Annotated in this window: 31 protein-coding genes; 7 read left to right on the top strand and 24 right to left on the bottom strand. The window is 70.0% G+C overall.

What is annotated here, in order from left to right:
* Position 1: 1 nt before the first annotated feature.
* Positions 2–619, top strand: coding sequence for a TetR/AcrR family transcriptional regulator (locus HUW46_RS23345; RefSeq protein ID WP_215549299.1), 618 nt, complete (start codon positions 2–4; stop codon positions 617–619).
* Here the strand turns inward: HUW46_RS23345 and HUW46_RS23340 are convergent.
* The 10 genes from HUW46_RS23340 to HUW46_RS23295 form a co-directional block, all read right to left on the bottom strand.
* A complete protein-coding gene (locus HUW46_RS23340; protein ID WP_254126483.1) occupies positions 599–1,384 on the bottom strand; it encodes an alpha/beta fold hydrolase in 786 nt (261 codons plus the stop codon). The two genes, HUW46_RS23345 and HUW46_RS23340, sit on opposite strands and share 21 nt — an antisense overlap.
* Positions 1,381–2,865 carry an FAD-dependent monooxygenase gene (locus tag HUW46_RS23335; protein ID WP_215549298.1) on the bottom strand — a complete coding sequence of 495 codons (1,485 nt, stop codon included), beginning with the start codon at positions 2,863–2,865 and terminating at the stop codon, positions 1,381–1,383. Before HUW46_RS23335 ends, HUW46_RS23340 begins: the two co-directional genes overlap by 4 nt.
* Entirely contained in the window at positions 2,862–3,482 is a 621-nt protein-coding gene (locus HUW46_RS23330; RefSeq protein WP_215549297.1) for a PadR family transcriptional regulator, read from the bottom strand. Before HUW46_RS23330 ends, HUW46_RS23335 begins: the two co-directional genes overlap by 4 nt.
* A 120-nt stretch (positions 3,483–3,602) precedes the next feature.
* On the bottom strand, positions 3,603–4,193 hold the full coding sequence (locus HUW46_RS23325) for a methylated-DNA--[protein]-cysteine S-methyltransferase (protein WP_215549296.1): 591 nt from the start codon (positions 4,191–4,193) through the stop codon (positions 3,603–3,605).
* Positions 4,190–4,663: an RNA polymerase sigma factor gene (locus HUW46_RS23320; RefSeq protein ID WP_215549295.1), complete on the bottom strand. Its 474-nt coding sequence runs from the start codon at positions 4,661–4,663 to the stop codon at positions 4,190–4,192. The genes HUW46_RS23325 and HUW46_RS23320 overlap by 4 nt, the downstream gene beginning before the upstream one ends.
* Positions 4,660–5,130 carry a methylated-DNA--[protein]-cysteine S-methyltransferase gene (locus tag HUW46_RS23315; protein WP_215549294.1) on the bottom strand — a complete coding sequence of 157 codons (471 nt, stop codon included), beginning with the start codon at positions 5,128–5,130 and terminating at the stop codon, positions 4,660–4,662. The genes HUW46_RS23320 and HUW46_RS23315 overlap by 4 nt, the downstream gene beginning before the upstream one ends.
* Entirely contained in the window at positions 5,127–5,549 is a 423-nt protein-coding gene (locus tag HUW46_RS23310) for a very short patch repair endonuclease (RefSeq protein ID WP_254126481.1), read from the bottom strand. Before HUW46_RS23310 ends, HUW46_RS23315 begins: the two co-directional genes overlap by 4 nt.
* 36 nt (positions 5,550–5,585) lie before the next feature.
* Positions 5,586–6,152 carry a DUF4352 domain-containing protein gene (locus HUW46_RS23305; RefSeq protein WP_215549293.1) on the bottom strand — a complete coding sequence of 189 codons (567 nt, stop codon included), beginning with the start codon at positions 6,150–6,152 and terminating at the stop codon, positions 5,586–5,588.
* A 216-nt stretch (positions 6,153–6,368) separates the two neighbouring features.
* A complete protein-coding gene (locus HUW46_RS23300) occupies positions 6,369–7,139 on the bottom strand; it encodes a response regulator transcription factor (protein WP_215549292.1) in 771 nt (256 codons plus the stop codon).
* A gap of 114 nt (positions 7,140–7,253) precedes the next feature.
* Entirely contained in the window at positions 7,254–8,171 is a 918-nt protein-coding gene (locus tag HUW46_RS23295; RefSeq protein WP_215549291.1) for a helix-turn-helix domain-containing protein, read from the bottom strand.
* Between the two features lie 99 nt (positions 8,172–8,270).
* On the opposite strand from HUW46_RS23295, the gene HUW46_RS23290 reads away from it, so the two are divergent.
* Positions 8,271–9,260 (top strand): saccharopine dehydrogenase family protein, encoded by a 990-nt coding sequence (locus HUW46_RS23290; RefSeq protein ID WP_215549290.1) that lies wholly within the window; start codon positions 8,271–8,273, stop codon positions 9,258–9,260.
* Here the strand turns inward: HUW46_RS23290 and HUW46_RS23285 are convergent.
* The 5 genes from HUW46_RS23285 to HUW46_RS23265 all read right to left on the bottom strand — a co-directional run bounded on the left by HUW46_RS23285 (position 9,250) and on the right by HUW46_RS23265 (position 12,953).
* On the bottom strand, positions 9,250–9,975 hold the full coding sequence (locus tag HUW46_RS23285; protein WP_215549289.1) for an MBL fold metallo-hydrolase: 726 nt from the start codon (positions 9,973–9,975) through the stop codon (positions 9,250–9,252). The two genes, HUW46_RS23290 and HUW46_RS23285, sit on opposite strands and share 11 nt — an antisense overlap.
* Before the next feature lie 136 nt (positions 9,976–10,111).
* A complete protein-coding gene (locus HUW46_RS23280) occupies positions 10,112–10,423 on the bottom strand; it encodes a DUF3870 domain-containing protein (RefSeq protein ID WP_215549288.1) in 312 nt (103 codons plus the stop codon).
* Between the two features lie 35 nt (positions 10,424–10,458).
* The gene (locus HUW46_RS23275; RefSeq protein ID WP_215549287.1) at positions 10,459–11,103 is read right to left on the bottom strand and encodes a VCBS repeat-containing protein; all 645 of its coding nucleotides are present in this window, start codon (positions 11,101–11,103) and stop codon (positions 10,459–10,461) included.
* Between the two features lie 171 nt (positions 11,104–11,274).
* Positions 11,275–12,492, bottom strand: coding sequence for an FAD-dependent oxidoreductase (locus HUW46_RS23270; RefSeq protein WP_215549286.1), 1,218 nt, complete (start codon positions 12,490–12,492; stop codon positions 11,275–11,277).
* Entirely contained in the window at positions 12,489–12,953 is a 465-nt protein-coding gene (locus HUW46_RS23265) for a nitroreductase/quinone reductase family protein (RefSeq protein ID WP_254126479.1), read from the bottom strand. Before HUW46_RS23265 ends, HUW46_RS23270 begins: the two co-directional genes overlap by 4 nt.
* 47 nt (positions 12,954–13,000) lie before the next feature.
* Here HUW46_RS23265 and HUW46_RS23260 point away from each other — a divergent pair, with 47 nt between their 5' ends.
* Complete coding sequence (locus tag HUW46_RS23260) at positions 13,001–13,450, top strand: MarR family winged helix-turn-helix transcriptional regulator (protein ID WP_215549285.1); 450 nt, start codon at positions 13,001–13,003, stop codon at positions 13,448–13,450.
* A 75-nt stretch (positions 13,451–13,525) separates the two neighbouring features.
* On the opposite strand, the gene HUW46_RS23255 is transcribed toward HUW46_RS23260, so the two are convergent.
* On the bottom strand, positions 13,526–14,035 hold the full coding sequence (locus HUW46_RS23255; RefSeq protein ID WP_215549284.1) for a hypothetical protein: 510 nt from the start codon (positions 14,033–14,035) through the stop codon (positions 13,526–13,528).
* A 185-nt stretch (positions 14,036–14,220) separates the two neighbouring features.
* Complete coding sequence (locus tag HUW46_RS23250; RefSeq protein ID WP_215549283.1) at positions 14,221–14,589, bottom strand: SdrD B-like domain-containing protein; 369 nt, start codon at positions 14,587–14,589, stop codon at positions 14,221–14,223.
* A gap of 125 nt (positions 14,590–14,714) precedes the next feature.
* Between HUW46_RS23250 and HUW46_RS23245 the strand changes: the two genes are divergently transcribed.
* Positions 14,715–15,455, top strand: coding sequence for a class I SAM-dependent DNA methyltransferase (locus tag HUW46_RS23245; RefSeq protein WP_254126477.1), 741 nt, complete (start codon positions 14,715–14,717; stop codon positions 15,453–15,455).
* On the opposite strand, the gene HUW46_RS23240 is transcribed toward HUW46_RS23245, so the two are convergent.
* Positions 15,410–16,912, bottom strand: a complete 1,503-nt coding sequence (locus tag HUW46_RS23240; protein ID WP_254126475.1) for an MFS transporter — start codon at positions 16,910–16,912, stop codon at positions 15,410–15,412. The genes HUW46_RS23245 and HUW46_RS23240 overlap by 46 nt on opposite strands.
* Between HUW46_RS23240 and HUW46_RS23235 the strand changes: the two genes are divergently transcribed.
* The 3 genes from HUW46_RS23235 (at position 16,905) to HUW46_RS23225 (ending at position 19,848) form a co-directional block, all read left to right on the top strand.
* Positions 16,905–17,672, top strand: coding sequence for a helix-turn-helix domain-containing protein (locus HUW46_RS23235; RefSeq protein WP_254126473.1), 768 nt, complete (start codon positions 16,905–16,907; stop codon positions 17,670–17,672). The two genes, HUW46_RS23240 and HUW46_RS23235, sit on opposite strands and share 8 nt — an antisense overlap.
* 70 nt (positions 17,673–17,742) lie before the next feature.
* The gene (locus HUW46_RS23230) at positions 17,743–19,239 is read left to right on the top strand and encodes an amidohydrolase family protein (protein ID WP_215549281.1); all 1,497 of its coding nucleotides are present in this window, start codon (positions 17,743–17,745) and stop codon (positions 19,237–19,239) included.
* Positions 19,240–19,290: 51 nt separating this feature from the next.
* Positions 19,291–19,848, top strand: coding sequence for a helix-turn-helix domain-containing protein (locus tag HUW46_RS23225; protein WP_215549280.1), 558 nt, complete (start codon positions 19,291–19,293; stop codon positions 19,846–19,848).
* A gap of 22 nt (positions 19,849–19,870) precedes the next feature.
* Here HUW46_RS23225 and HUW46_RS23220 read toward each other — a convergent pair whose 3' ends face one another.
* The 6 genes from HUW46_RS23220 to HUW46_RS23195 all read right to left on the bottom strand — a co-directional run bounded on the left by HUW46_RS23220 (position 19,871) and on the right by HUW46_RS23195 (position 24,544).
* A complete protein-coding gene (locus tag HUW46_RS23220; protein WP_215549279.1) occupies positions 19,871–20,680 on the bottom strand; it encodes a CPBP family intramembrane glutamic endopeptidase in 810 nt (269 codons plus the stop codon).
* A gap of 195 nt (positions 20,681–20,875) precedes the next feature.
* Complete coding sequence (locus HUW46_RS23215) at positions 20,876–21,781, bottom strand: IS3 family transposase (protein ID WP_256451409.1); 906 nt, start codon at positions 21,779–21,781, stop codon at positions 20,876–20,878.
* Entirely contained in the window at positions 21,781–22,104 is a 324-nt protein-coding gene (locus tag HUW46_RS23210) for a transposase (protein ID WP_215549278.1), read from the bottom strand. The genes HUW46_RS23215 and HUW46_RS23210 overlap by 1 nt, the downstream gene beginning before the upstream one ends.
* A 300-nt stretch (positions 22,105–22,404) precedes the next feature.
* The gene (locus HUW46_RS23205) at positions 22,405–23,508 is read right to left on the bottom strand and encodes a site-specific integrase (protein WP_215549277.1); all 1,104 of its coding nucleotides are present in this window, start codon (positions 23,506–23,508) and stop codon (positions 22,405–22,407) included.
* Positions 23,509–23,622: 114 nt separating this feature from the next.
* Positions 23,623–23,919, bottom strand: coding sequence for a hypothetical protein (locus HUW46_RS23200; protein ID WP_215549276.1), 297 nt, complete (start codon positions 23,917–23,919; stop codon positions 23,623–23,625).
* A gap of 181 nt (positions 23,920–24,100) precedes the next feature.
* A complete protein-coding gene (locus HUW46_RS23195; RefSeq protein WP_215549275.1) occupies positions 24,101–24,544 on the bottom strand; it encodes a helix-turn-helix transcriptional regulator in 444 nt (147 codons plus the stop codon).
* Between the last annotated feature and the right edge of the window lie 10 nt (positions 24,545–24,554).

Genomic DNA, 24,554 nt, shown 5'->3' with positions numbered 1-24,554 from the left:
GATGCCGAAGGGACCGACGAAGCGCCGCCCGCAGACCAGGGCTCGCCTGCTCGAAGCGGCGCTGGAAGCGTTCGCCGAACTCGGTTTCGGCGGGGCGACGATCGACGAGATCTGCCGCAGGGCCGGGTACACCACCGGTGCGTACTACTCGAACTTCGGCAGCAAGGACGAGCTGTTCTTCGCGCTGTTCGACCAGCACGCCGCGAACGTGATCGACCGGGTCGCGCACGCGCTCGAAGCCGCTCCGCCCTCACCGGAACAGATCGGTGAGTTGTTCTCGGAGTTCGGCGACGAGGAGCGCCGATGGTTCCTGGTGAGCACCGAGTTCACGCTGTACGCGATCCGCCACCCCAAAGCGGCGCGGCGGCTGGCCGAGCACGACGCCAAGATCCGCGCCGAACTCGTGACCGCGCTGCGGAAGTTGTTCACCAGGATGGGCAGGCGCCCGGCGGTGGACATCGACGAGCTGGCGCGGATGATGATCGCGGCCCGCGAAGGCGCGCTGCTGCAAAGCTTCGTCGAACCCGAAGCGCTGCCGCTCGGCACGCTGGAACGAACCTTCCTGCCGATCCTGTTCGACGGCGCCTCCGCTCCCGGATCAGCGCAGGAAACCGCTTAGCAGACGGTTGAATCCGGCCGGTGCTTCGAGATTGAGCATATGCCCCACACCGGGCAGAACATGCTTGCGGACGCGCGCGGCCTCGCGGTCGATCAGCTCGGCGCTGCCCAGCATGTCCGCGCAGTCCAGAGTTCCCACCAGCAGCAGCGTTTCCGCGCGGAGTTCGCCGATCCGGTGGGCCGCCCCGAATTCCGTCGCGAAGCCGTGACCCGCTCCTTCGGGACGGGTCACGCTCGCGAGGTTCAGCGCGCGGCAGAACGCGCGCACCGCTGGGTCGACCTGTTCGGACGTCCGATGTGGACCGTCGACCCACATGCGCAGGATGTGCTCGACGGCGCGCTCGTGCTCTCCTCTGTCTTTCGCCGCACCGAGTTCCGCGAGGTTTTCGAGGATGAACGGATCGCGGAACGGCTTCCCGCTGATCCCGGGCGCGGCGAGCAGGAGCTTGCCGACGCGCCCGGGATGCGCGATCGCGAAGTCGATCGCGATCTGACCGCCGAGCGAAAGGCCGACCACATCGGCGACGGGGACGTCGAGTGCGTCCAGCAGCTGCCGGAGATCCTCGTGGTGGGAGAACGCCGCACCCGGCGACGAGGACCGCCCGTGGCCGCGCAGGTCGTACCGGATCACCGTGCGCGCGCCTTCGAGCAGCGCGACCTGGCCGTCCCACATGCTCGCGTCCAGGGAACCACCGTGCACCAGCACCACCGGGCTGCCGCTGCCGCGCGTCTCGTAGTACAGCTCGCCGCCGTCGACCTCGATCACACAGGCGACCGTACCGGGTGGAGCGCGCGAGCGACCGCGTCGGTGAGCTCCGCCGCCGACGCGGGACCGGAGGAACGCCAGGCGACGTAGCCGTCGGGGCGGATGAGCGCGGCGCCGGAGCCGTACCGCTCCGCCCAGCCCTCAGCCCCCTCCGCGCGATGAGCGCGCACCCCGGCCGCACTCGCCGCGTCCGTCCATTCCGGACTGTCGCAGAGGAGCACGAACTCGTCGACGCACAGGTCGTGCACGGCGATGTCGCCGAGCCAGAGGTGCGGTGCCCTGGCACCGACGCGGGCCTCCTGCCCGAGCGCGCCCACGGCCTCCTCGGTGCCGTAGCGCGCGCCGAACGCCTGGGCGAGATCGTCGAGCGCCGCGGGTTCCGGCTTGCCGCTCATCCTCGCCTCCTGGTTGGCGACGATCGCGGGCGCCAGCGCCTCGGCCACCGGGCGCCGCTCCGCGTCGTAGGTGTCGAGGAGGTCGTCGCCCGCCTCGCCCTTGACCACGGCGGCGAGCTTCCACGCCAGGTTGTGCGCGTCCTGCACCCCGGTGTTCGCGCCGAGCGCGCCGGCGGGCGGCCACACGTGCGCGCTGTCGCCGACCAGGAACACCCTGCCGTCGCGGTACCGCTCGGCGACGCCGACCGACTGCTCCCACGCCGCCACGCCCTCGATTTCGACGTCGACGTCCTCGCCGACCGCGGCGCGGACGAGCCGGGCGCAGCGCTCTTCCGTGAAGTCCTCAGTGGACTCTTCGGCCGGGTCGTATGCGACGGACGCCTGCCAGCGGTGCGGATCGGCGGTGCTGACCAGCCCGCCGTAGAACCCGGCAGGGTTGGCGATGATCCAGAACAGCGCGCGCCGGGGGAGGAACGCGGAGAGGTCGGCGCGGAACACGATGTTCATGGTGTGCTGGAAGGTCCGCTCCCCGGCCCTCGCGATGCCCAGCTTCCGCCGGATCGGGCTCCGGTTCCCGTCCGCGGCGATCAGGTGCCCGGCCCTGACCTGCTGCCGTTCGCCGGTGGCGCGGTCTTCCAGCGTCGCGGTCACTCCGTCGGCGTCCGCCTCGAACGAGACCAGTTCGGTGTCGAAGAGGTGCTCGGCGCCTGCCGAACGCGCGGCATCGATCAGGATGGGCTCGACGGTGTTCTGGTCCGCCATGCAGAAGGCGCCCGCAGTGACCTCCGGCCTCGCCCGCGGTGCGTCGGCGTCGAACAGCCACTGCCATTCGCCCGCGAGCGTCTCGCAGCGGGCGACGCCGGATTCGGCCCCGAACGGCGCGCCCGCGCGCTCGACGGCGTCGGCGATCCCGTAGGCGCGGTAGATCTCCATCGTCCGCTGGTTGATCCCGCGCGCCTTGCCGTGGATCGAAACCCCGGGGTGCCTGTCCACGAGCAAGGACGGGACCCCTTGTCGGGCAAGGAAAAGCGAGCTGGTCAGACCGGCGAGGCCACCACCGGCAATCAACACGGGCACATTCTTCACGACTGTTCCTCTTCTTGTTTCGCAGCGAATTCGGCGGCTGCCTGCCGCAGCCACTCTTCGGACCAGGTGACCGCGCTGGCGCGGAGGTCCCCGATGAGCGCGCGGAGCCAGCGCTGCTCGGCGACCAGCAGCGCGTGCCGGTACTCCTCTTCCACCAGGAAGACCCGGGCGATCCCCGCCGCGCCGTCGAGTGCCGACGCCACCTCGGCCACCTGCGCGTCGACCGCGGCCAAGCGGATCTCGAGCTGGGCCGCCGCTTCGTCCGGTTCGAGCATCATCAGGAACGACAGGCCGACCGGGAACTCCGGGTACTCGCCGCCGGTCGTCGCGAGCATCTCCTTGATCCACGCCTTCGCCGTTTCCGCACCGGCGGCGGTGATGGCGTAGACGGTGCGCTCCGGGCGCCCCGCCTCCCGGTCGACCCCCTCGACCTCGATCAGCCCGAGCTTCCGCAACCGCTCGATGGCCTGGTAGATGCTCGCGCGCTGCCGGACGTTGACGACACGGTCCTTGCCGTAGTCCTTGATCAGCTTCTGGACCCGGTAGGCGTGCATCGGCCCCCCGGCGAGGATGCCGAGCACCGTCAATCCCAGCGTAGAGCGCTTGTCGGTCACCATAGTCAGAAGCTTACTAGTAAGATGTTGACTATGCAACGGGTGGGCTGGGCGGCGGATGTCCCCTGATGGTGGCCTTCACGGCAGTGAGTGCCGTGAAGGCCACCCCTCCGAGCGAGGACCTCAGGCGGCTTCCAGGGTCAGCAGGGTGCGCTTCGCTTCGGCGCCGCCCGCGTACCCGCCGAAGGTGCCGTCCGAGCGCACCACCCGGTGGCACGGCACGACGACCGGCAGCGGGTTCGTCGCGCACGCCGTGCCGACCGCGCGCACGGCCTTCGGGTTGCCCGCGGCCAGTGCGACCTCGGCGTAGCTCGCGGTGTGCCCGTAGCCGATTTCCGGCAGGTGCCCGAGCACGGTTCGCCGGAATCCGTGCGAGAGCTGCCAGTCCAGTGGCAAATCGAACCGGGTGCGCTCGCCCACGAAGTACTCGTCGAGCTGCCGCGCGACCTCGTCGAGCCTGCCGGGGGCGTGCAGCACCCGCGGGCTGACGGCGTCGGCGAGCGAGGCCAGCACCCGGTCGTGATCCTGGCTGGCGAAGGCCACCGTGACCAGACCGGCGCCGGTCGCCGCCAGCAGAAGCCGTCCGACGGGGGTGTCGACGGTGCGGTAGGCGACGTCGAGGATGCCCTCCTGTTCGGCGGCGGCGGTGAGCCGCGCGTGCAGGCGCGCCGTGGTCGCGGAGTCCACTTCGGACAGTCGATCGAGCGGGTTCATCTTCCCTCCACGGAATAGTTCTTGCGCAGGGCCTTCATGCCGTCGGCGGCCGCGCGGCGCGCCGCGTCGGCGCTGCCGCCGGTGATGGCCGCGATTTCGGCGTAGGGCAGGCCGGTCAGGTAGTGGTAGGCGACGGCGGCGCGCTGCTTCGGCGGCAACGCGGCGAGCGCGCGCCACAGGTCGCCGTCCCAGTCGTCGGGGCGGCCGGTCCCGCTCGGCCGCTCCGGCACCCGGTCGGTCGGGATCGCCCGCCTCGCCGCGCGACGGAGGACGTCGATGGCCTTGCGGTGCGCGATCGTCACCAGCCACGCTTCGACGTTCGCGTTCTCGTCGAGCTCGGGATAGGCGCGCAGTGCGGCGAGGAACGTGTCCGACCAGGCGTCTTCGGCGTCGGCGGGGCCGAGCACGGCACGGCACACGCGCAGCACCGCGGGCCCGTGCTCGGCCACCACCTGTTCGAACGGCTTCAAAACAGCCGCCCCTCCGGCTGCTCCAGGTCGAGCAGGAACCGCTTGCGCGCGAGCCCGCCCGCGTACCCGGTCAAGCCGCCGTCCGCGCCGACCACGCGGTGGCACGGCACCACGATGCTCACCGGGTTGCGCCCGTTCGCCGCGCCGACGGCCTGCGCCAGCCCCGGATCGCCCAGTTCGCGCGCCAGTTCGCCGTACGTCGTGGTGCCGCCGTGCGGAATCTTCGTGAGCAGCCGCCACACCTCCCGCTGGAACTCCGAGCCGCGCGGCGCCAGAACGAGGTCGAATTCGGTGCGCGTCCCGGCGAAATACTCCCGCAGCTGGCCGATCGCCGCTGCGAACCCCTCGTCGACGCGCGGGCCCAGCTCGTCCGGACGGCGCTCGGGGAAGTACAGCCCGGTCAGCCCGTCGTCATCGGCGACCAAGGTCAGCTCGCCCAGCGGGGACGCCATCACGGTGTGCCTCATCGCCGCGCTCCGCGGACCGCTTCGACCACCCTGGCGGCCAGGTCCCGCGCGGGTTCGTGCTCCCACCCGCGCAGGACCGTCCAGCCCGCGTCCCGCAGCAACGCCGTGGTTTCGGCGTCCCGTTCCGCGTTGGCGGCGATCTTCGCCGCCCAGTAGCCGCTGTTCGTGCCCGGCGGCGAATAGTGCGCCGGGCAGCCGTGCCAGAAGCAGCCGTCGACGAACACGGCGACGCGGGCGCGGGTGAACACGAGATCCGCCCGCCGCCGCAGCGACGGCTCCGGCCGCGCGTCCACCCGGTACCGCAGGCCAGCCGCGTGCACGAGCCGTCGCACCGCCCGCTCCGGGCCCGTGTCACGCGAGGTGTTGGCCCGCATCACCCGCCGCACCACCGGTGACGACGCCCATGAAGTGCTGTTCATACCCGGTAGACGCCAGCGCGGGAGGAAACGTGAGGTTCAGGCGAGCGGGATTTCCCCCGCGACGTCGTCGGAGGAGTCGGTGATCACGAGCTTGGTGCCCGGCACGACCTTGGCGTCGAAGGCGATCTTGGCGGTCAGCTTCTCGCCAGCCTTGAGGTCCCTGCCGCTGGTCAGTTCCGGTTCCGCCGGTGCGTCGAAGGCGTTGCCGTCGTGGGAGTCGACCTCCTTGCCGTCGGGCAGCTTGACCTTCAGGTAGAGCGGGTTCACCGGGTACTCGCCCTTGGTGCCCGCGACCTCCACCTCGCACACCACGAATTCACCGCTCTTCGGCGGGTCACCGTCCTCTTTGCTCTTGGACGTGGTGACCACGGAGAGGAGCGTGATCACGCCGCTGTTGGAGACGTTGTGCACCTCGACCGACTTGCCGACCTTCTTCTCCGAACCACCCGAGTCCACCGCCGCCTGCGACGGGCTCGCCGCCGACGAGGACGTCGACGTCGGCAACGGCACGTCCAACGGCATCGCCTGGCCTCCCGTCGACGAAGAACACCCACCCACCACCGCGACAGCGAGGATCACCGGCACCACGACACGAAAACGCACAGCACGCCCTTCCACGGAGCAACCTGTTCACAGGTCGCCAACAGCTCGGTACGGGCGCGAGACTGCCCGAACCGGCCACACGGAACGAACACACACGAGTGCGCGGTCAGAAGTCGTGGGGCTCCGGCTCGCGTTCGGGCGCGTTGCTGGCGCGCTCGAGCACCGCCGACCCGAGCAGGGCCAGCACGAGCAGCACGAGCAGGACGGCCGTGGTGATCATGTCGCGGCCGCCAGTGGCCTGCGGGCGGCCGGGACCAGCTCCGCGGTCTCCTGCCTGCCGTCGGGACCGGACGGGATGTCGTGGACCGACAGCAGGCCCATCCGGTAGGCGCGCGACGTGGCGTGGGTCCGGTCGCGGGCGTCGAGCTTGCGCAGGACACCCTTCACGTGGGTGCGCACGGTTTCGACGGACACGGTGAGGCGGTCCGCGATGGCCTGGTTGTCGAGGCCGTCGGCGATCAACGTGAGCACCTCGTGCTCGCGGACGCTCAGCGTGCCGGGGCAGCCGCGCGGCGGGGTCACCGCGCCGCGGACGCCGACCAGGTGGGCGAGGTCGCCGTCGACGAAGTCGCCGGTGGCGCGGGCGGCCCTGATCCCGGCGACCAGCTCCGGCGGGGACGCGGTGGCGGCGAGCAGGCCCGCCGCGCCGAAGTCCATCGCGCGCCGCAGGTAGTCGGTCGTGCGCTGGCGGCCGTCGACGAGCACGACCACCGCGGGTGCCGGGTTCATCGAGCGGATCCGCCTGATCAGCGCGCACATCGGATCCAGCACGCTGTCGATCAGCATCACCTCCGGCCGGAGCCGGGCGCAGGCCTGCATGGCGTGGTGCGTGCTGCCGCCGCTGCCCAGCCACCGCATACCGGGCGAGGCGGTCACGATGGTGCCCACCGCGTGCCGTACCAGCGGAACCGCGCCCAGCATCGCCACCCCCAGGTCGACACCTCCGCGCTCGGTCGTCCCCCGGTGCTTGCTCGGCTCGATCCTCACATCCGGTCCTCTCGTCGCTGCTGCTCTCGCAGCAGCGACGCCCCGCGCCCGCACCCGTGACGCGGAACCCCGCGGATTTTCCGGATCTCCCCGGGTGGCTCCCGTCTCACCCGGTCAACTGCGGAACGTGCGGCGGTAGGCGTCCGGTGGCACGCCGACGGTCCGGTTGAAGTGCCGTCGCAGCGTCGCGGCGCTGCCCATCCCGGACGCCGCCGCGATGGCGTCGATACCGTCGTCGGTGGCCTCCAGCAGCTCCTGCGCGCGGCGGATCCGCTGGGTCAGCAGCCAGCGCAACGGGGTCGTGCCGGTCGCCGACCGGAAGTGCCTCGCCAGGTTTCGCGAGCTCATGTTCGCCCGGCGGGCGAGGTCCTCCACGGTCAGCGGGCGGTCCAGCCGCTCGGTCACCCAGGGCAGCAGATCCGCCAGCGGGGTGGCGTCCTGGACCGGCACCGGCGCGCTGACGAACTGCGCCTGGCCGCCCGCCCGGTGCGGCGGCACCACCAGGCGGCGGGCGATCGCGTTGGCGGCCGCCGAGCCGTGGTCGAGGCGGACCAGGTGCAGGCACAGATCCATCGCGGCGGCCTTGCCCGCCGAGGTGAGCACGCTGCCGTTGTCGACGTAGAGCACGTCCGGGTCGACCTCCACCCGCGGGTAGCGCGCGGCGAGCTGCCCGGTGTGCGCCCAGTGCGTGGTCGCGCGCCGCCCGTCCAGCAGGCCCGCCGCGGCCAGCACGAACGCGCCCGTGCACAACGAGGCCACCCGCGCGCCTGCCTCGTGGGCCGCGCGCACCGCTTCGACCAGGTCGGCGGGCGGATCGACGTCGACATCGGCCCAGCCGGGCACGATCACGGTGCCGGCATTCACCAGCCCGTCGAGGCCGTGGTCCGGCTCCACGCGGAACCGGCCGACCCGCACGGCCCGCTGCCCGCAGATCGCGAACTCGTACGCCGAGCCGGTGCCGAAGACCTCGGAGGCCACGGCCAGCTCGAAGTGCAGCATGCCGTCGGTGGCGGCGAGCGCGACGGTCCGCATGTCCGAAAGTGTACGCATCATGGCATTCCAGACAATAGCGCCGGGCGCGCGCCGTCGCCAGGATTGTCCACAGTGGATCATTCGAGCGCGGGAGAGCTGATGGGAAGCAAGGTCGCGGTGTTCGGCGCCTACGGGCACACCGGGCGGTTCGTGGTGGCGGAACTGTTCGGGCGCGGGTTCGTCCCGCTGGCATCCGGCCGGGACGCGGCCAAGCTGCGAGCGGCCTGCCCCGGGCTCGAAACGCGGCAGGCGTCGGTCGACGATCCCGCTTCGCTCGACCGCGCACTGGACGGCGCGGCGGCGGTGATCAACTGCGCCGGGCCGTTCGCGCTGACCGCCACCCCCGTGATCGAAGCGGCCCTGCGCGCGGGTATTCCCTACGTGGACGTGGCGGCCGAGATCGAAGCGTGCGTCGACACCTTCACACGGTTCGCTGATCGCGCCGCGGATGCCGTGGTGGTTCCCGCGATGGCCTTCTACGGCGGCCTCGGCGACCTGATGGCCACCGCCGCGATGGGCGACTGGACCGCGGCCGACGAGGTGCACATCGCGTACGGGCTGAGCGGCTGGCACCCGACGGCCGGGACGCTCGGCGCGGGCGCGGTCTCCCGGCAGCGGCGGACCGGGCGGCACGTCCGCTACACCGGCGGGGAGCTGCGGTACCACGACGAGCCGCGGCGGACCGTGGACTGGACCTTCCCGGCGCCGATGGGCACCAAGCCGGTCATCGCCGAGTTCACCATGACCGACGTCGTCACCATCCCGAGCCATGTGCGCGTACCCGAAGTGCGCACCTACATGACCGTCGACGCCGCCGAAGAACTCGCGAACACCGCGGCGGCGGACGAGCGCGGCCGGTCCCCGGAGACGTTCCTCGTCGACGTCGTCGTGCGGTCCGGCGACGAGGAACGCCGCGCGGTCGCGCACGGCAGGGACATCTACGCCGTCAGCGCGCCGCTCGCGGTGGAGGCGGTAGACCGAATCCTCAGCGGACGGACAAAAAGGACTGGAGTCGCCGCCGCGGGAGCGATGTTCGACGCACCCGGCTTCCTCCGCGCGCTGTCCCCGCACATCACCGTCAGCGAGTGAAGTGACCGCACGCCACCATGTCCGGGCCGTACTCGTCGAGCAGGCGGCGACGTGATTCGGCGGCCCGCTCCGGATCGGTGTCCGATCCGAAACACCACTGTGGATGGTCGAGCTGGGCGGGTGAGTGCAGGACGTCGCCCGCGATGACGGTGCGACCGGCGGCGACGCTGATGTGCCCCGGTGTGTGGCCGGGGGTTTCGATGACGCGCATGCCGTCGGCGAGCTCGTCACCGTCCACGCAGAACTCGATCCGCTCGCGAAGCGGTTCGAGCACCTTGACCGGGTCCGGGCCGAGCGGCGACGGGTTCCGCTGCCAGTGCTCCCATTCGGCACGGTGCACGACGTGGCGCGCGTTGGCGAAGGTCAGCGCGCCGCCGGTCGACGTCCAGCCGACGTGATCGCGGTGCAGGTGCGTGAAGACGACGAGATCGACGGCCTCGGGCGCGACGCCCTCGGCGGCGAGGTTGGCGATCAGGTCGCCGCCCCGGTAGGACGCCCCGGACGGGGTGTCGGCGCGCGTTTCCCCGAGCCCGAGGTCGACGAGCGCGAGGTAGCCGTCGGCGCGCACGAGGAACGCGCCGACCTCGAAGACGAGCCTGCCGGTCGGGTCGACGAGATCGCCGTGCTCGTGCCAGTCCTCAGGGGTCGTGGCGGGGAAGAGGTCGGCCGGACGGGCCCGTACTTGGCCGTCGGACACGAAAAGTGCTGGTGACATGGGTGTGCTCCGCGCGTGCTGAAGGGCGCCGGGCATTCGCCCGCGCTGACGAGGGAGACCGCTGTCGAATCGGCCGGTGGTCGAGTCGGTGCCTCGAACACCCAGCGCGGACACGCATGTCTGTCGCTTGTGGATCCTACCCGGCCGGGAAACGCCGCCAAGCGTCCCGGATCGCCTGCTTGATCGAGCCCGCCGCCGTCCCGACGTAGTTCCGGTCGACGGCCGCGAGGTAGGGCGCGTCGTCGGCGGTGAGATCGGCGCCGACCAGCAGGGACGACAACCACTCCCGCGCCATCGCGGTGGCCGCGGTCGAGTCGACGGCGAGAACCCGGGAATCAGGAGGCTCCACGAGCAGGCTGATGGAGAAGAACTCGCGGGTCGCGTGCGTCGTCGACTGCGCGGGCACCTTCGCGTAGCCGACGACGATCATGTGCTTCCTGGCGTCCATCGGACCATTCTCCCGTCCGGCCCGGCGCCGGTTCGTCAGGAGCAGGTGGCGGGGTCCGCGACGACGAGGGGGTTGGTGTCGGGGCGGTGGCTGAAGGGCACGGTTTCCTGCACGGTCAGCGCGCCGTCGCGCATCGTGTAGACGGTGCGGGTGCCGGAGTAGGTCAGGTTCGGGGCGTTGAGGTCGTCGGCTTCGGCGGCCACGGTGCCGAAGACCCGGCCGCCGCCTTCGGTGTCCGAGCAGTTGTAGCCGAGCTTGGCCGCGACGCCGCCGCCTTCGGCCAGTTCCAGGGGTTTGCCGTCGGCGCCGACGACCTGCTGCAGGCCGTCGTGGTAGTGCAGCGCGGTGAACTGGGTGGTGTTCGCGCCGACCGAAGTGGGCACGATCAGCTCCTGGCTGCCGTCGCCGTTGAGATCGGCGACGCGCGGAGCCTGCAAGCCGAACTGGCTGTCCGCCTGCACGCGGATCGAGGTGGCCACCCCGTTCACCGTCGCGGAGATGACCTGCTCGTGGTCACCGGCCATCGTGGCGGTGACGGTTTCGATCTCGCCGTTGCCGTCGAGATCGGCGGTGGCGGTCACGGGCCGCGGCGCGGCGGTCGCGGTCAGCGTGGCGGTCAGCCCGATCGCGGCGGCGACACCGGCGAGCGTGGCGGTACGGACGATTCCCTTGCGGTTCATGAACTTCCCCTTCCGTCAGCGCGTTCCGGTGAACGCTTCACCGAAAGCTTGTCATGTAAGGGAAGACGTCGACCAAGCGGAGAGGTGGGGTGCGGGTGCGATGTGTCACAGCAAAACAACTCGGGCGCCGATCCGCCGCTGAAACCGTTGTGGTGCAAAGACATTGCGCAGTCAGGGCGCGACGGCGGGATCGAGCCGCGGTGGCCGAGGACCGTAGGCGTTGGCGCGAGCGGAGCGGGCGCGGGCACCCGGAACGGCGGTCAGCAGGCGCAGCAGCAGATACGGAGGCGTTGCGGGACGGCCGTTTTCGCGAGCGCGGGCGGCTCGCCGTTCGACGCGGACCTGCTGGGCCTGCACCTGCCTGATCGCGGGTTCGCGTTCGGCCTGGATGCCGGGGAGCGCGGCGTCGAAATCGCGCTCGCCGAGGTGGCGCACGAGGTGGTTGGCCGCCGTGACCGCGTCCTGGACGGCCATCAGGATTCCGTTGCCGCCGACCGGGGAAATGACGTGCGCGGCGTCGCCGATCAGCAGCAGTCCTGGACACCACCAGGTGTCGACGCGGGAGATGTCGACCGAGAGCAGCGTGGTCTGCGCGAAGCCGGTGAGCAGCCCGGCGCGGTCGGCCAGCCAGGGCACGTGTTCGGCGACGAACGTCCGGATAGGACGGACACCGCGATCGCGGGCCTCCGCGTAGCCGCCCTTGGGCAGGCTGTACCCCACCTGCCATTCGTGCGTGCCGGCGAGGAGCCCGAGGTAGTGGTGCCGTCCGAAGTAGAGGTCCACGTCGGCGTCCGGCGGGTCGCCGTCGCGGCGCGGCAGCCGGAACCACAGCAGGTCGGTGGTCGCGCCGAGGGACCGGGCCGACGCGTCGGCGAGGCGGCGCATCCGGGAGAAGCGGCCGTCCGCGCCGACCACCAGCGCGGCGGGCAGGTGGTGCGTTCCGGTGTGGTCGCGGTAGCGCACGCCGGTGACCCTGCCGTCGCCGTCGCGGGCGAGTTCGGTGACCTTGGCCCCGGTGACGACGCGCGCGCCGGGCAGGCTCGCGGTTTCGGTGGCGAGGAAGTCGAGGAACCGCGCCTGGGGCATCAGCGCCACGTAATCGTGCCGGGAATCCAGCTTGCCGTAGTCGGCGGTGGTGATCGTCCCGGACGGAGTGTGGAACCGGAAGTAGCGGGCTTTGTGGTGCGGCAGCGCGAGCAGCCGGTCGGCGAGGCCGAGGCGGTCGAGCAGTTCGAGGGTGTACGGGTGCAGCGAGTCGCCGCGGAAGTCGCGGTCGAAGTCCTGGTGCGCCTCCAGCACCGTGACCGGGATTCCGGCCCTGCCGAGCAGGTGGGCCAGCACCATCCCGCCCGGACCGCCGCCCACCACGACGACGTTCGAGGCCGTCATGCCCGAGCACCCGGTTCCGGATCGAGGCGGAACACGGCCAGCGTGTCCAGGTTCGCGACGATTTCCGCCGTCGAAGCGGCCGGGGTGACCGGGAACGCGGCCAGCGCCCACGGCACCCGCACCGCGGTCAGGTAGGCCGACACCGCCGCGGCGGCCTCGTCGCCGTCGATGCGCCGCGCGCGCAGGCGTTCGCTGACCTCGCCCGCGCGGAGCCCGCAGACCGGGTTCGCGGTCAGGTTCCGCACCCAGTCCCGGTTCGCGTCGGGCGACACCAGGTACCGGCCGCCGTGGAGGGTGAGCACGCCGAGCGGCGTCCGGTGCGGGCGGCCGCTGTGCCGCCCTGCCGCCTCCAGCACGCGCAGCGCGGTGCCCCCGTCGGCGAAGGGCTCGGGCTCGCCGTCCAGCAGCGCGGTCACCAGCTCGGCGTTCATCCGGGCGATTTCGCTAGATTTTCTAGCCATACCGGTCGAGTGTACGGGTAGCTAGGCTTTCTAGCTACCATCGCCGGATGGCGGACGCGCGCGCGGCACAGGACATCGCGTTCGAACTGCGGCGAGTGCTGCAGGCCGGGCGGGAGATGCAGGCTGCCCTCGCCCGCCGCCTGGGACTGCGGGTGACCGATGTGCAGGCGCTCGACCACGTCGTGTCGGCCCCGGAGCCCGTCGGTCCCGGCGACCTCGGCCAGCGGCTGGGCATGACCTCGGCCTCGGCGACCGTGCTGGTCGACCGGCTCGTCGCCGCCGGGCACCTGTCGCGGCACGCCGACGCCGCGGACAAGCGGCGCGTGGTCCTGCGCGCGACCCCGCACGCGCGGAGCGAAACCCGCGCCGCCCTCGCCCCGCTGCTCACCGGCATCGCGGCGATCACCGATCAGCTCGACCCCGCCGAAGCCGAAGTCGTACTGGCCTTCCTCGGCAAGGTCGCCGCCACGATGCGCGCTTACGACGAACGTTCCTAAAAACATCTTGCGGCGCACCGAGTTACGCGCCGTCATCTCTCCACTGTGGACCGGTCAACCTCGCGCCTCCCCCGATCAGGACCGCTGCGGCGCGGGGCAGGTGCCCGTCTGCTCGCCTTCGCTGTTGATGTCCGCGTTGGGCCGCGGGTCGCCCGCGTAGTCGAGCTGGTCGGTGCACTTCATCCCGGCCTGGTGCGGCGTGCCACCCGCCGCGGGCTTGCCGCCGCTCTGCGGTGCCGGGCAGTGCCCCGTCCGCTCACCCTCGCTGTTGATCTCCACGTTGGGCCGCGGATCACCCGCGTAGTTCACCTGGTCGGTGCACTTCACCCCGGCCTTGGCCGGCGCGCCTTCGGCGGGTTTGGCCGGCGGAGCCGGTTTGTGCGGCGTGGTCTGGCTGGAAGTCTTCCCGCCGGTGGCGGGAGCCGAGGAGGGCGCGGTGCTCGAAGGGGTGGCGTTCGCCGGGGCGACCGCCGTGACCGGCAGCGGCGCGGGCTGCTGCGGCGCCGGTTCACCCGAGCACGCCGCCAGCGCGAAACCGGCGGCGATGGTGAACGCGGCGGTGAAGCCGGCGCGGAATTTGGTCATGGTGCACTCCCCGATCTTTTCCCGGAACCTTTCAGCGGCGTCGCCCCGAAAATGAACTTGCAATTCCTAGGACGTACCGCGCGCTTGGAGGTTCACCGCGGCCGGAGGATACTTCGGACAATGGGCGCCGTCGTGGAAACGGGGCACTTTCGGACACCGGATTGTGCCCGAAAGTGCCCAGGTGCTCACCGCACGCCGAAGTTCACGACCGTCTCGGTGTCCCATACCGCGACCCCGACGGCCCACGGCGTGGTGCTGGCGTGTCCGCCGCCGTCGAACTGGACCGAGTACTTGCCAGGGGCGAGATCGGCGAAGCGGTAATGCCCGTCCTGGTCTGTGCGAACCGATTTCCGCCACCCGCCGCTGGCGGACAGCAGCTCGACCGTGAAGCCACCCGCACCGGCTTCACCGGGTTGCCGCGCACCGTCGGCGTTCCGGTCGAAGAACCCGGCTCCCGACACCGCACCGGCTTGCCCGCCCTCGGCGTGCGCCGTCGACCCGATGGCCGCGACCAGCAAGGGCGCGGTCAGCACCGTCGCCAGGATTCGTCGCACAGATCCTCCTCGGTGAAAAAGCCGTGGTGGTACACCTGGTGGGACGCGCATGCGGGCGCGGGGTTGTCCCTGCCGACGGCTAAATGCGTGGACAGTCCCGCCGGGCGCCGGGCACAGTGCGGCGCGTGACGAGCAGCGAACTGTGGACCCGTGCGACCGCCGACCGCTACGACGCCGAGGAAACCGAAATGTCCTCGGCCGCCGTGCTCGGACCCACCCTCGACTTCCTCGCCGGACTCGCGGGCGACGGCAAAGCGCTGGAATTCGCGATCGGGACCGGGCGAGTGGGCGTCCCGCTCCGGGAACGTGGCGTGCCGGTCGCGGGCATCGAACTGTCCGAGCACATGGCGGCGGTGCTGCGGCGCAAGATCGGCGAGGACGCGCTCCCGGTGACCATCGGGGACATGGCCACCACGGCGGTGCCCGGCGAGTTCGCCCTGGTCTACCTCGTCTACAACACGATCACGAACCTGCTCACGCAAGACGAGCAGGTCGAGTGCTTCCGCAACGCCGCGCGGCACCTGGCGCCGGGCGGCCGGTTCGTCATCGAGCTGGGTGTGCCGCCGCTGCGGTTCCTGCCGCCGGGCCAGGTCGCGGTGCCGTTCGACGTCTCCGAGCGGCACCTCGGCTTCGACACGATCGACGTGGTCGACCAGATCCTCGTCTCGCACCACTTCACCCGCGACGGCGACGACGGCCGTTATCGCCGTGGGAGCTCACGGCACCGGTACGCCTGGCCCGCCGAACTCGACCTGATGGCGCGGATCGCCGGGCTGGAGCTGGAACGCCGCGTCGCGGACTGGCACGGGGCGCCGTTCACTCAGGACTCCGCCAAGCACATTTCCGTGTGGCGCAAGCCGAACTGACGCGTACTGACAGCCGCGCACGCCGTCGCGACGACGAGGAGCGCCGCGATCGCGACGACGACCAGGAGCAGACCGTCCCCGGAAGAGTTCGCCGCGAAGTAGAGACCACCGATGCCCGCGACCCCGAGCACCTCGGCGAGCACGGGCCCGGTGGCGTTCGCGGCCGAGATCGCCGAGGCGAACCGGGGTTCCACCGAGGACGTGACGCGCGCGATCAGCGGGCTGTACCCGGCGGCGTGCCCGGCCCCGGCGAGCAGCAGCACCGGGAGGAAACCCCACGCGCGACCGTCGATCCGGACGAGCAGCACGGCCAGGATCGCCCCCGCCGCGAAGACCAGCGGGCCCGCGATCGGCATGACCCGCCGCAGCCGCGGCGGGCAGTGGTTCCAGCTCAGGCTGAGCGCGCCGAAACCCACCGCGTACGGGACGAACGCGAGTCCCGCCTGGAGCGGGGTGTAGCCGAGCCCGGACTGCAGGTGCAGGGTCAGCGCGAGCACGAAAACCGTGTAGCAGCCCATGACGACGCAGCACGCGGCCAATCCCGGCTTCACCCCTTTCGGCTTCAGCGCCGCGAGGTCGAACACCGGGTGCCGTGCCGTGGATTCGTACCGCACGAACACGCCCAGCAGCACGACACCGCAGGCGAGGACGCCCCACGACCAGGCGGGCCACCCGTGGTCACGGCCGAAGATGAGCGGGAGCGTGACCGCGGCCATGCCCGCGGTCAGCAGCGCCACCCCGAAGAGGTCGAGGCGAGCGCGCGCTTCCGTACGCGAACTCGGCAGCACGCGCGGAGCGATCACCAGCACGATCAGTCCGATCGGGACGTTGATCAGGAAGACCGGCCGCCAGGAGAGACCGAACACGTCGGCCTCGGCGACCAGACCGCCGATCAGTTGGCCGAGCGCGACTCCCAGCGCGAGGACCATGCTGTAGGCACCGATCACCCTGCCGCGCCCGGCGCCTTCCCAGTGGCGGTGGATGAGCGAAAACACTTGCGGCATCAGCAATGCGGCCCCGATCGCCTGCGCGATGCGGGCGAGCACCAGCATCGTGGGATCGACCGCCAGTCCGCACAGCAGCGATGCCCCGGTGAACCAGCCGAGGCCGATCAGGAACGCGCCCCGGTAGCCGAGCACGTCACCGATCCGCGCGCCGGTGACGAACAGCACGCCGGTGGTCAGCAGGTAGCTCGAGACGAGCAGCTGGACCTCGGCGTCGCTGGCCCCCAGTCCGGCGCGAATCGTCTGCGCGGCAACGGAAACGATCGACCCGTCAAGGGAAACCATGACCTGGCCCGCGAGCAGCACGGCCAGTACCGGGCCTCGACGGGTAGTGGATGCGGCGTGCTCGATCACGTCCGCGAGCATCGGCCACGGGTGGCCGCCGGTCTTGAACGAATTTGCGGGTACCCCGGAAATGTCGGTGCCCGGCGGTAGGTTCCGCGGTGTGCGCACGACGAGACGAGAGGTGGTGGATCCGCACTTCGTGCTCCGGGTGGTCGACTGCACCGCCGAGCACCCGCACTGGTCGCCGCCCGAGAGCACGTCCGGCACCCAGGTGGTCCTGGTCCGGCGCGGCCGGTTCCGGCTCGAATCCCGTGGCAGGCGCGTGACCGTCGACCCGACCACCGGCTACCTGCACCCGCCCGGTCACGAGGCCCGCTTCGCGCACCCCGCCGGTGGCGACACGTGCACGTCGATCACGCTGCCCGGCCACGCGCTGACGGCGGCCGTCGAAGCGGCCCCGGTCCGGGTGGACGCGCGGCTCGAACTGGCCCACCGCGCGCTCCTGCGCACCGGTTCGGACCCGGCCTTCGCCGGCGCCGAGGCCGTCGTGGACCTGCTGCGGCTGGCGCTTCGCCGTCAACCCGACGAGGCACCCGCGCCGGGCAGCCACGACCTCGCGGACCGCGCCAGGGAAGCCGTGCTCGCGGACGAGCCGGGTGCCACCGGCCTGGTCGCGCTGGCGCATCTGCTGGAGACCTCACCGTCCCATCTGAGCCGCACGTTCCGGCACCACGTGGGCATGACCGTCAGCCGATACCGCAATCGCGTACGGATCAGCCGCGCGCTGCGGCGGATCGACGAAGGGGAAACGAACCTCGCGAGCCTCGCGGCCGACCTCGGCTTCAGCGACCAGGCCCACTTCACCCGGACCATGCGGCGCGAACTGGGCCACGCCCCCGGACGCGTCCGCGCCCTGCTCGGCAGGTAGGGGCAGCCCCACCTCGCCAGGGTGGTGCGCTCCCGTGTGCGCGCCGCCGGGATCGGCCAGCATTTCCCGCATGGCAACGAACATTTCCCGGCGCAGCCTGCTCGTCGCGGGCGCGGCCGCCGGTATCGCGAGCACCACTGCCTGGCCCGCGGTGGCCGTCACGGAACGGGCCGGGCGCGGTATCGCGTTCACGCACGCGACCGTGCTCGACCCCGCCTCCGGCCGCGTGCTCCCGGACACCACGGTGCTGGTGCGCGGAGACACCATCGCCGAGGTCGGCAGGCAGGTCCGGCTGGACGGGGCCACCGTGGTGGACCTGCGGGGCAAGTACGTCGTCCCCGGCCTCGCCGACATGCACGCGCACGCGCAGGCCGACGGCATCGACAACGGGCTCTACGTCGCCAACGGCGTGACGACCGTCCGCGAAATGGCGGGCTCGCCGAAGGCCCGCGACTGGCGCGACCGGATCGAGGCGGGCACGCTGCTCGGCCCCCGGTACACGGTCGGGAGCCGGATCATCGACGGCCTGCCGAGCATCTGGGATCCTAAGTGGACTGACGTCGTCCAGGTCGGCGGTCCGGCGGCGGCACGGGCGGCGGTGCGCGGGGAAATCGCCCGCGGCGCGGACTTCATCAAGGTGTACTCACGGGTGTCCAGGGACGCCTACCGCGCGCTCGCCGACGAAGCGCACCGCCACGGCGTGCCGTTCGTGGGCCACTGCCCGGACGCGGTGCCGCTGCACGAGGCCGCGGAGCTGGGCCAGACCAGTATCGAGCACCTGTTCTGGACACCGTTCGAAACCTCCACCAGGGAATCGTGGATCCGCTCGGAGATCCAGCGGATCCGGCTCGGCCTTGGCGACTACGCGGGCTGGTTCGCGGCGCTGCACCCCCTGGAGTGGACCGCGGCGCACACCTACAGCCCGGTGAAAGCCCGTCGCCTGCACGAAAAACTCGCCCGGCACGCCGTGCGCCAGGTCCCGACCCTGGCGATGCACCGCGGCCTCGACTTCGCCCGCACCATCGACATGAACGACCCGCGGAACAAGTACCTGCCCGCCGACGCGCTGGAGACCCAGAAAATGGCGCGCCAGGAGCTCTACCTGAAGGACCGCGCGCCGTCGCAGGACGCCGAATGGGCCGCGATGTTCGACTACCGGCTGCGAACGGTGCGCAGGATGTACGAGGCCGGGGTCCCGCTCATGACGGGCACCGATACCGGAACCGTGGCGGTGTGGCCCGGTTTCTCCGTCCACGACGAACTGGAGCTGTTCGTGGCGGCGGGCATCCCGCCGATGGCGGCGCTGCACGCTTCGACGGCCGAACCCGCCGCCTTCCTCGGCACCCGCACCGGCCGCGTCGCCCCGGGTCATGCGGCCGATCTGGCGATACTCGATGCCGACCCGCTGCACGACATCCGGAACACGCGGAAGCTGTCCGGAGTCGTGGTGCGCGGCAGGTACGTCGACGCCGCCGAGCGCCTGCGGATACTGGCGGAGGTCGAGCACACCGCCGCGACCGCACCCCCGCAGGCGGCCGCCGCCGGCTGCCCCTGCCACGCGCACTGACCACTGTGGACAGTCTGGCGCCCCTTGCGGTTTCGGCATAAGGTCGTGCCCATGACGCAAGACGACGACCTGGACGGCCTGGTGCGCAAACGCGTTCGCGCGCTGCGGGTCGCGCAGGGCTGGTCGCTGGAGGAACTGGCCACCCGCGCCCGGCTGAGCCCGTCGTCGCTCAGCCGGATCGAGAACGGCCAGCGCCGCCTCGCCCTCGACCAGCTCGTCACGCTCGCCCGCGCGCTGGACACCTCGCTCGATCAGCTCGTCGAGACGGACACCGACGACGTGATCGCCAGCCCGATGATCGACGGCGCCCACGGCCTGATGCGGTGGCCGATCAAGGCGGAGCCGGGGATGACCGTCGTGCGCCAGCGCATCACGAGCCCGCCGCCGGAAAACCCCGCCAGCATGCGCGCGCACCCCGGCCGCGAATGGCTCGTCGTCCTCTCCGGCACCGTAGTGCTGATGCTGGGGCACCGGCGCCTGCGCGTCGAGACCAACCAAGCCGCCGAGTTCCCGACCATGCTCCCGCACGCGATCGGCACCGCGGGCGGGCCGTGCGAAATCATCGGCATCTTCGACCGCGAAGCCCGCCGCGGGCACCAAACCGGCTGACGACCCGTCCAGCAGTACGGAATCACACGATGTTGAACGCCAGCGCGATGATGCCGCCGACCGTCGAAATCGAGGTCGTCCCGACGTGCATTCCGATCGACAGCCGGATGTCCTTCTTCTTCCACACGAACCAGGGCCCCGGGAAGAAGAAGATCAGCTTCGAGAAGAACGTCCACGGTGCCCAGAAGTGGTACAGCGAAAACAAGACCGTGCTGAGCACCGGCGCCGCTTTGCCAAGGTGGGCGATGCGGGGCAGGAGGAACCCGCGGAAGTAGAACTCCTCGATGAGCGGCAGCGAAACCCCGGTCAGCGGCAGGCAGATCACCAGCGTGGTGAGCATGGCCGAATGACCGCTCTTCTCGAGGTACGTGGTGGCGCCGCCGCCCGCGTCGGCGAACGGGAGCCAGGTGAAGAAATGGTCGAAGACGAAGCTGTCCAGTGGTGTGAGCGCGGTCGACAGCACCATCATCCACAGGAACAGGAGGATGGCCATGGCGACGAGCTTTCCCCTCGGCAACGGCTTGTCGGTGTAGCGCAGCACGCCACGCAACGAGAACCGGCCGTTGCGCCTGCGCCCCAGCCAGTACAAGCCCGCCATCAGCGGCCCGAGAACCAGGCACAGGGCGATCGCCCAGCCCAGGAACACCGGAGCGCCGATGGCCAGTACGACTGGTTCGGCGATCAGCAGATAGACCGCGACGATCAGCGCACCCGGTACCAGGTGCAATGCGATGGACAGCGGCAACGAGTGCCGGTCGGCAAGCAGCCGACCGGCTATTCCGCGGGGTGGCTGGGGCTCCGCCGCAACCGTGGACCTGTGCGTGTCTTCCATACCGACGGATGGTTGCCGGGCCACCGGTCACGCCCCTGACACGGCCCTGACACGCCCCCGCGAACGACACCGAGGAACCACCAACCGGCGCTGGTCCGAACCCGACCGGACCGGGCTGGGTCGGGCGAAGCTCGCACCGTGGGGTCTGGGGCTCTGAGGTTCACCCCGAATGGTGGACAGGGGCTTACAAGGGGTTCAGGCAGCCGTTCGGAGTGACTGCTCGAAGTTGTTGGGACTGAGCATCCCGATGGCGGAGTTCCGTCGGATACTGTTGTAGAAGGTGATCCATTTGTCAATCGCGGCAACGAGTTCTGTCTTCGTGACGTAGGCGTGCCGGTAGTAGTGCTCGTGTTTGAACGTCGACCAGAACGACTCCGCTGGGCTGTTGTCCCAGCAGATTCCGGTCACGCCCATCGACCGGCGCAGCCCGTGCCGGAAGCACGCCTTCGCTGTCAGGTGCGCGGTGTACTCGCCGCCACGGTCGGAATGCAGGATCGTGCCACGGCATCTGCCGCCACGGGTGCCCACGGCGGCATCGATCGCGTCGGTGACCATCTCGGCGCCGATGTGGTCGGATATGCTGTAGCCCAACACTTTCCGGGAGTGCCCGTCCCGGATCGCACACAGGAACATGTCACCCTGACCACACGTCAGGTACGTGATGTCGGTCAGCCAGACCGCGTCGAGCCGGTCCCGGTCGAAGTGCCGGTCGACCAGATCCGGTGGGAACGACGCGGCCGGATCGGCCACTGTCGTCTTCACCTTGAACGTGCGCGGGCTGATACCTTCCAACCCGATCGAGGCCATGATCTTGGCAACCGTCTTCGCGGTAACCACCTCACCCTGATCGCGCAGTTCGGCGGTGATCCGCGGCGAACCATAGGTCCCGCGGGAATCCTGGTGCACCTGGGTGATCTTCACCTCGAGGTCGGCCCGGCGTTGCTGCCGCGGTGTCAGCACCGTCGCTGCGACGCGTTTGGCGTGCGCGTAGTAACCCGACGTCGACACACCCAGCAGCCGTGCCATCCGCCGGATCGAGAACCGCGCGTTCGACGGCGACCTGGTGTCGGTGAACTCGTCAGGGCCGGCGTACTTGGCCATCAGAGCGAACCGGGCCGGTTCTTCTGCATCGCGGCAAAGTACGCCGAGGCTTTTACCAGGAAGGCGTTGTCCTTCTCTAGCTCGGCCACCTGTCCGCGCAAGCGCAACAGTTCGGCCCGTTCGGCGGCCTCCAGAGGTTTGTCTCCGTGGACCTCGGCCGCGGTGACCCGTCGACGTTCGTCTTTGACCCAGACACTCAACATGCCCGCGTCGATACCCAGCTCGCGGGAAACCTCAGCGATCGTCCGGCCGGAATCGATCACGCGGTGAGCAGCCTCGACCTTGTACTCCGCCGTGTACGACCGGCGCTTGCAAGGAGGCATGAGGACATCCTTTCAGCAGGACGACTGATCCTGCTAACTCGGTGTCCACTACCCGGGGTGAACCTCACTCGACCCCAGAAACAACACCACCCGATCCCGGCGAAGGTGCGAAGCACCGAGCAGGACCAGGCCAATCGGGTGGGCCGCCAGGGGCTCGAACCCTGGACCCAGGGAGTCCAAGGAAACTGGCCGTGCCAGTCCGTCCGGCACTGCCACGCTGACGATGCTTGCCGTGCGAGTCCATCTCACTCCACCTCATTCCAGGGGGTTTGTGTGCGGTAAACGTGCGAAAGTTCGACGCTACGACGCTTCGGCCTCGGGAAACATTGACTCCAGAGTGTGAGCGATCTTCCGGTTCGCTACCTGCCTGCGCCGGTAGTGCTTGTCGACCACTTCGGCCGTGTTGCCGAGCTGGTCCCCGGCCTCGTTGCTCGTGTGGCCGTTATCGGTGAGGTGCGTACCGACGGTGTGCCGCAGCATCCGGCTACTCATCCACTCGTAGCCGATCGCGTCGCACGCCGACCGGATGCGCTTGGTCAGGTTGCTGGGGTCGAGCCACCCGCCGGACCATGCCGGGAACACGATGCCCTCGCCCGCGGCTTCCTTGACGCGAGTCCACATCGGAACCGACCACGACGGCATGACGAGAGTCAGTGGCGGCTCACCGCCCTTTCGTCCGGGCATTCGCACGATGCCCTTACCGGCCACCCGGACGAGGTGGTAGCCGAAATGCACCGTCCGGCGCTCTATGTCGATGTCCGGGCCGAGCAGCGCAGTGACTTCGCCGATGCGAACGCCGGTGCCGAGCTGCCCGAGCGTGATGTCTTTGAGGTGCTGCCAGACGAGCGCCCGCACCCCGGCGACCTTGTTGGCCGCCTTCTTGTCGCAATAGCCGTCGAACTTCGTCAGGAAATCCTTACGCTGCGCCGGTTCTAGCGCCCGTACCGGCTCGGCGTCCTTCGAACGCTCGAACATATCGTCGAGCTGCCGAATCGGGTTGATCTCCATTGCCCCGTGGAGAACCCCGAACTTACAGATGCCACTCAGCACCGTTCGGAACTTCTTCGCACTCGCGCGTCCGACCTCGCGGTCAACATCCATGATGGCTTGGTAGGCGGTGAACACGTCCAGCTCGTGGCCCGCCAGCGCGCCAAGCCGCGGTACGACCTCGTTGTTGACCGTGCCCCGGTAGATGTCGTACGTCGTGAACGACCTTGTGCCGTCGTCCACCTTGCGTTTGATCTCCGCGAGATAATGCAGCGCCAGCAACTCGATACGCGTGTTCTCGTTGATCTGGCGCCCTGCCGCCTCCTTGGCCAGCTTGGCGGCCGCTTCTTTCAGGCGGTTCTTAGCCTCCGTCTTGCTCGCGCCACGCTGCGCCAGATGTTTAAACCGTCCGTTCATCTTCCGAAAACGGGCTCTCGCCTCATAGACAGCCGGTCTGCCATCTTTCGCTTTTCGAATCTCAGTAACACCTATTTCCCCGATAGCACCTCTCGGGGTTCTCGGTCTTCCCATCTACGCGCCGTCCTCTCTTCTGTCCAGGTAGTGCACGTTCCCTTTTCTGCCGTTTCTGCTCATGCGGATAAGTGTGGTGTCGTTCTGAATTTCGAGTTCCGCCCGGAGGTCGTCCATTCGCCGCAATACCCGGCGAGTCAGCTCGGCGCCGCACGTGCACACGGCGAGGCCAAGCGCGAGCGCGAACGCTTCCGCTGGCCAGAGGTCCGCGATCGAGAACCACGCGGCCGTTAGCGTGAACGTCGTTGTCAAGGTCAAGGCGACGGCCGCGACCATGGCGGCGCGTTCGTTGGACATGCATTCCTCCCCTAAACCCCTGGTTGCGCGACTGCGCCCCTCACCCGGGGGTGGCGTACTGGTGATCATCTCGAACACCTGTGTGATCTCCCGAAGATCGTTCGTGTTACGAGATCCACCCGGAAGGACTAGCGGCGCAGCCGTTTAGCCCAGTGCTGGTTAGGGAGTTCTTAGCAGGTTCTTAGCCGAGCCCTTGGGCTCGACCGGGGTCCGCGTCGGCGGCCCCGTCCTCGTCGTCCATCAGTTCGAAAAGGAACGCGTTCGCGGCTTCACGCCCACGGCGCTGCCGGATTTCCCGGTACAGGAGTGCCGCGTCTCGTCCCCAGGTCGCGGATTCATCGTCACGAATCGACGACGCACGCTCAGGCGAAATACCCAGCGAAGTCGGATGTCTTCCCGCTAGTACGTCTTGAATGCTCCCCTTCTCCCACCTCATAAACTTCTCAATAGCACTCTCGGCGTCCGGCGATACGTTTATTTCATTCTTGCGAATGCGCGCCAGATTTCCGGGAGTCATCCCCATTTCGCGGGCCACTTGTGCCCATTTCATTTTTCGGCGAAGGCGTTCCTGCTCCAGATGTTCGCCGAGGGTCGGAGCTTCGTCGTCGGTGTCGCGCCCGTCCATGCATGCTCCC

Origin of the sequence: Amycolatopsis sp. CA-230715 (genome assembly GCF_018736145.1) — a bacterium.
Lineage (GTDB): Bacteria > Actinomycetota > Actinomycetes > Mycobacteriales > Pseudonocardiaceae > Amycolatopsis.
Note: the sequence above shows the minus strand (reverse complement) of the source record. Positions and strands in the feature narration are given on the sequence as shown.